The sequence below is a fragment of the Psychroflexus sp. S27 genome (assembly GCF_002810405.1).
Lineage (GTDB): Bacteria > Bacteroidota > Bacteroidia > Flavobacteriales > Flavobacteriaceae > Psychroflexus > Psychroflexus halocasei_A.
The window spans coordinates 1-5,971 of the sequence record NZ_NEXQ01000010.1; the positions used below are offsets into that span (position 1 = coordinate 1).

General features: G+C 32.3%; 2 protein-coding genes and 2 pseudogenes. 1 reads left to right on the forward strand and 3 read right to left on the reverse strand.

The genetic code is table 11. From position 1 onward, the window contains the following. A pseudogene (locus CAP47_RS12470) lies at nucleotides 1–280 on the forward strand (IS4 family transposase); the annotation flags it as partial. A 177-nt stretch (nucleotides 281–457) separates the two neighbouring features. Here CAP47_RS12470 and CAP47_RS02040 read toward each other — a convergent pair. The 3 genes and pseudogenes from CAP47_RS02040 to CAP47_RS12475 all read right to left on the reverse strand — a co-directional run. Continuing rightward, entirely contained in the window at nucleotides 458–4,045 is a 3,588-nt protein-coding gene (locus tag CAP47_RS02040; protein ID WP_100775173.1) for a ShlB/FhaC/HecB family hemolysin secretion/activation protein, read from the reverse strand. A gap of 209 nt (nucleotides 4,046–4,254) precedes the next feature. Further along, nucleotides 4,255–5,676, reverse strand: a complete 1,422-nt coding sequence (locus CAP47_RS02045; protein ID WP_100775174.1) for a S9 family peptidase — start codon at nucleotides 5,674–5,676, stop codon at nucleotides 4,255–4,257. 44 nt (nucleotides 5,677–5,720) lie between these two features. Next, nucleotides 5,721–5,971 (reverse strand): annotated as a pseudogene (locus tag CAP47_RS12475) (IS4 family transposase); the annotation flags it as partial.

The window sequence follows — 5,971 nt, forward strand, 5'->3', positions numbered from 1 at the left end:
GTTCAGGGCTCTTAAAACCAGCGGGTTCAATCTTGAAGATACTCACGTTACACACCCTGAAAGACTGGAAAAGTTAATCATGCTCGTGATGATAGCATTTGTGTGGTGTTATAAAATTGGAGACTTTATTGATACTCAAATAAAACCAATAAGAATCAAAAAACACGGAAGAAGAGCTATATCAGTCTTCAGATATGGATTAGACTATATCTCAAAATGCTTGTTATCAGGAACTAATAAATATGACCTTAATCTAATTCAATTTTTGTCGTGTACTTAACTAAAACTAAATTGAGTTATTATGGTTGGGTTAAGCTAAATCAAAGTTTAATAAAACTCACTATACTAAACTTCTCACTTGAATAAACTAAAGTATTAAATTATTATTAATTTTCATAATAATTTATTATTAATATAAAAGTATTTCTTAATTGATTGAATTTTAATCTAATTAATCTTAGAATTTAAAACCAAATGAAAAAAGGAATCTACTGTCTTCTTTACTGCTATAAAAACCTACATTAGCTGTTAAAGCATTGAATCCATTGATGAAAATAGATCCTCCGTAAGAGTTATGCCATTTATCCGATTGATCAAAATCTGACCACACACGTCCATAATCAAAACCTGCCGAGACGCCTAAACGTATAGGGATAAAGTTTGTTTTAAACTTTGTAATACCTACTCTTAAATCTGTGGTTTGATAAAATGAACGTTTACCCATAAACCTTTCATTTCTAAAACCTCTTAAACTCGAATTACCACCAATTGTAGCCGCATGGTAATATTCATAATTATCACCAATGATAATTTCACCTTCTGCTTTAGTGGCTAGGGTGGCAGCCCCACTTTCATGAATAGGATATACAAATGAAAGCATTGGTTTGATGTAGCTAAATTCGTTATTATATTTGTTTTCAATATTCCTTTTATAACCTGCCGAAATACCGACATCAATTCCGCGTCTTGGTAAAGCAATTAACATACTTTTTGTATTATAATTGATGCCAACTTCACCACCCATATAAAGTTGATTATCATAAATATCATCAGTTGATGAGAAATATGATTCTGAAAAGCTGTCAGCTTTTTCCATCAATTGATTTGATTCAAATATCATTGTGATATGACCTCTTAAGTATTCATCTTTCCTATAAATGAGAGAAGGAGAGAGAGACCATTTTTTAAGTTTTGTGCGGTTGAAATCTCTGTCGACATCATCTTTATGATATGATGTGTTGTTGCCAATTCCAAAAAAGTTTGATAAAAAATTTCCACTAGAGAAATAAGCATCAATACCAAAATTCCAATTGTAAAAAAGATGTGCAAATTCGCCTTTGTATTCTAATTCTATACCATCACTCAAAAACATATAATTTGATATGATTTCGTGATAGTTTGTAAAAGGATTTTTAACTAAACCATCATGTGTAATCTGTGTTTGTAAGCCTAGTTGTATACCTTGATCACCACTGTAATCTACAGAAGGTAGAATAATGAATTCTGTATGTTTACGCTTGTCAGGGTTGTAATTATTGATATCGTAAGAATCTGTTATAAATTTAGAAGATACATTGTTATAAGTATTGTCTTTCGATTTATAGTCGTAAACTTTTGCTTTTTTAGGATTTTCAAAATTGTAAATATCATGCTCTTCACCCCCCATGATTTTTAGTGGAATTAATTTATTTCCTTTTCCTGAAATGGAGATTTCATCATCGCCATCTAAGCCGTAAAGCCAAATTTCTTTGGTTTCTTTTTTATTATATTTTTTATCGAACATTAATTCATCATCTTCATAAATCTTGATTTGGGTTACACCATCTTTCTGTCTTACAATATCAATAATATTATCTTCATTTGTGGCAGTGATAATGTCATGCTTTTTGAAGAATTTGTAATAATCTTTTGCAATTTGCATCAAGTTTTCTCGACGTTGTTTTAAAACGCTTTTGATGTGATCAATACTTTCATCTTGCGTATCTGGATGTAAATTGTTGAAGGCTTTTTCAATGACTTCATCTGATATATTTTCTTTAATGTAATCAGCTTGTTCTTCCCAGTTTTCCCAAGTAGAATGTGTAATTAAACTCTGGTCTAACACGTGACCAGAATAGTTAAGCCATTCAATATTTTTAACTTCAGGCTCATAAGTTTGCATTTTGCGAAGTAATGGTACGCCTAACTTAAACATACTTATTAAAGGTCCATCATATTTAGGGAAAGCTTGATCTCTATCTCTTGGAATTGGTTTGTAAAGTTTTGTGCCATTTTCTTGTTCATGTAATGCCCAGCGCCACTGATCAGGGTGCCTGTCCCAATCACCGATTAGCATATCAAAAAGCCGTGCTCTAATAAATAAGTCTTCATCTATTTTGACGTCTTTATCATCTTGTATTTCAAGATACAGATCTTTTGTACTGATGATATCATCAGCATTTCCAAAAGTTTCAAAAGATTTATTTTCATCACCTACGTGTTCTTCAAACATATAAAGCTTATCTCCATAAGTCTCATTAAACCGTCCAAGGTTTTTTTGCTTTGGCACGTAATAAATTTTCGGATTTGCATGAGAAATGCTGATTTCGTCAAGTAAACTTCCAACAGCAAAAGGTGCATAAGGATGCGCAGTTGTGTAGAAGTCTTGAATGATATCTTCAGCAATTGTGTTTCTCATATAATCCACAACATAGTGATCCTTAATTGAAGTTTGTATAAAACGTAAAGCACTTTTTTTAAGTTCACGAATGTTATATTCATGTTCATCTTCACTTGCTAATCTCAAAGTTCGAGACTGACTTCCGCCTCCAGCTCTAACAGCTTTTAAACTAGGATCAATATCATTGAGAAATAAAATTGGAGCATTGATTTTTCTGCTATAAATGTTTCTGTAATGATCACCCCAAAACCATTTATAAATATTTGATTTATCTGTTTCTTCTTCTGTATAAATTGAAGCTTCTTGATGAGAATCAAATTCTGATTTATTATGATAATCTAATTCATCAGGATCTTCTTTTTTTAATTCGATTTGTTTAATGAAAACCAGTTCAGCTTCGTCATTTTTATCTAATTCATAGATCAAAACTTCTGAGGTTCCATCTTTAAAAACATTGAGTTTAACAAAACCATAATTATCAGATCCGAAATGTCCATCTTCTTCATCAGGTCTTGTTTTTTTTGTTTTGGCTGTGGCACCACTAATGATTTGCGGGATACCATCGTCGCTCAAATATTGTAGGTTTCTGTGATTTCCAGATACAAATATGACATCTTCAAATTGGCTAGCTAAAGTTTCTAATCGTCCATTTAAGAAATCTAAATCTGGCGCATAGAAATTTTGTTTTGAAAAACCGCCCATTCGTCCAAAAAAACCTTTTCTGCTGGCGCTTAAAACAGGGTGATGAATAGCGACAATAATCGTTTTGTTTTGTTCATCCTTCATCTCATCTTTAAACTTTGCAAAGAAATCTTCTCTTGTTTTAATATCGCAATCGTTATTGACATAAGGATGATCATCCCAGTTTTCGAGATACCATTGCGAATCAACCATCACGAGTTCAACTTCGTCACTTAAAGTTTCTCTCTCAATTGGACATCCATCATTAGGCCAAAATTCACTATTTGAATTATCTTGAATAAAAGACTCTAAATCATCAAGTGCTTGATGTCCTTTTTTGTTCCATTCGTGTTTTCCTGGAATATAAATGCGGCGACCATTAAAATCTTTTAATACCGAAATGAGGTTTTCTTTTAAGAATTTTTCTTCAGCATTTCTACCCTTTTTATTATCAGGGTAACCATGCTTTCTGGTTTGATTACCTAAAGCAACAAAAACAGCATTTTCATCTTCTTGAGAAGCTTTTACAATAGCTTCAAGAATTTCATTTGCTTTGGATTTTTTGGTAATTCCTGTATTTCCTGTTAGATAAAGCGACGCAGAAATCTCTTTTTCTTGAGCATGAGTAAGACTTGCAATACCAAATATCAGAACTGCTAAAAAATGATATTTAATTGCTAAGATTTGCGATAGTTTTGTGTTCATGTTGGTTTTGTTAAATAAGTTGCTCTAAAATCTTAAAAATTATTGATTATTTATTTTTTTTAACGCATTATAACATTCTCTATCCTTATTGTTATCATTATTTTATGAATCTATACAAAAAATCTAAATCAAATTATATTCATAAAAAAAGCCTTTAGATTGAAAATCATATCTAAAGGCTTTTAGGTGTTTTTAAAAAAACAACCGAATTAAAGTGTTTCTTTTAACCATTTAAAAAATTCACGTTGCCATACCAATGAGTTTTGACCGTTGAGAACCCAGTGATTTTCTTCAGGAAAATAAAGTAATTTACTTTTGATGCCTTGGAGCTGGGCTGCTTGGAAAGCTTCTAAACCTTGACCAATCGGTACTCTGAAATCTAAGCCACCTTGAATAACTAAAATAGGCGTATTCCAGTTTTGAACGTAATTGATCGGATTAAATTCATTGTAAGCTTTTTGTGCAGCTTCATTATCTTTCTCCCAATAAGCGCCACCTAAATCCCAGTTGACAAAGAACATTTCCTCAGTTGTTCCGTACATACTATTCCAGTTGAAAATCCCATCATGAGCGATAAAACTTTTAAATCTGTTGTCGTGATTTCCTGCTAAATAAAATGCTGAATAACCTCCGTAGCTTGCACCTATACATGCTAAGCGCTCATTATCAACATAACTTTCTTGAGCAATATCATCAATTGCGGCTAAATAGTCTTCCATATTTTGTCCGCCGTAATCCTTACTGATTTGCTCATTCCATTCAACACCATATCCCGGCATTCCTCTTCGGTTTGGCGCAATAACAATATAACCTTGTGCTGCCATTAATTGAAAATTCCAACGGAAAGAATAAAATTGACTTAAAGCGCCTTGTGGTCCACCTTGGCAATATAAAATTGTTGGGTATTTTTTATTTTTATCAAAATTTGGAGGATAAGCTACCCAACTTAACATTTCTTTTCCATCAGTTGTTGTTGTCATGCGTTTTTCAATTTTTCCTAACTTGATGTTATTATAAACATCATCGTTTTGGTGAGTTAATTGACGCATTTTACCATTTTTAGAATTGACAACATACAACTCAGTAGCATGATTCATATCTTGACGAGCAACAACTAAATCACGCTTATGTTGACCAATAACACTTTGAATGTCAAATTGTCCTTGAGTGATCTGTTTAGGTCTTTGATTAGCTTTCGCCTTAATTTCAAATAACTGAACTGTTCCTTTTACTGGTGCAACAAAGTAAATTGTTTTTCCGTTTTCTGACCATTTGAAATTATTGACTGTGCCATCCCAATCTGCAGTTAAGTTGATGTGTTTTCCATCTCGAGAAATGATGATATCATTTTTATCAGACTCGTATCCGTCACGTTTCATTTGTAACCAAGCTAATTCACCTTTATTTGAAAAAGCAGGGTTTGTGTCATAACCTTTATTATCAGAGGTTAAGTTGCGGGTTTTTTGAGTTTTAAGGTTGTAAGCATAAATATCAGTATTTGTGCTGACTGCATAATCGGTACCACTTAATTTTTTACTCACGTAAAGAATTTCAGTTCCATCAGGATTCCAGATATAATCTTCTGAGCCGCCAAATGGTTCTGTTGGCGTGTCATAAGGCTCATTTGGCATAATGTCAATTGCATTTTCGGCTCCAATTTTTTTATAAAAAATAATTAAGTACACGACAAAAATTGAATTAGATTAAGGTCATATTTATTAGTTCCTGATAACAAGCATTTTGAGATATAGTCTAATCCATATCTGAAGACTGATATAGCTCTTCTTCCGTGTTTTTTGATTCTTATTGGTTTTATTTGAGTATCAATAAAGTCTCCAATTTTATAACACCACACAAATGCTATCATCACGAGCATGATTAACTTTTCCAGTCTTTCAGGGTGTGTAACGTGAGTATCTTCAAGAT

What these genes read in the sequence shown, in the direction of transcription:
- CAP47_RS02045 (WP_100775174.1), bottom strand. Translation starts at nt 5,676, where the DNA reads ATGCCAAATGAGCCTTATGACACGCCAACAGAACCATTTGGCGGCTCA.
- CAP47_RS02040 (WP_100775173.1), bottom strand. Translation starts at nt 4,045, where the DNA reads ATGAACACAAAACTATCGCAAATCTTAGCAATTAAATATCATTTTTTA.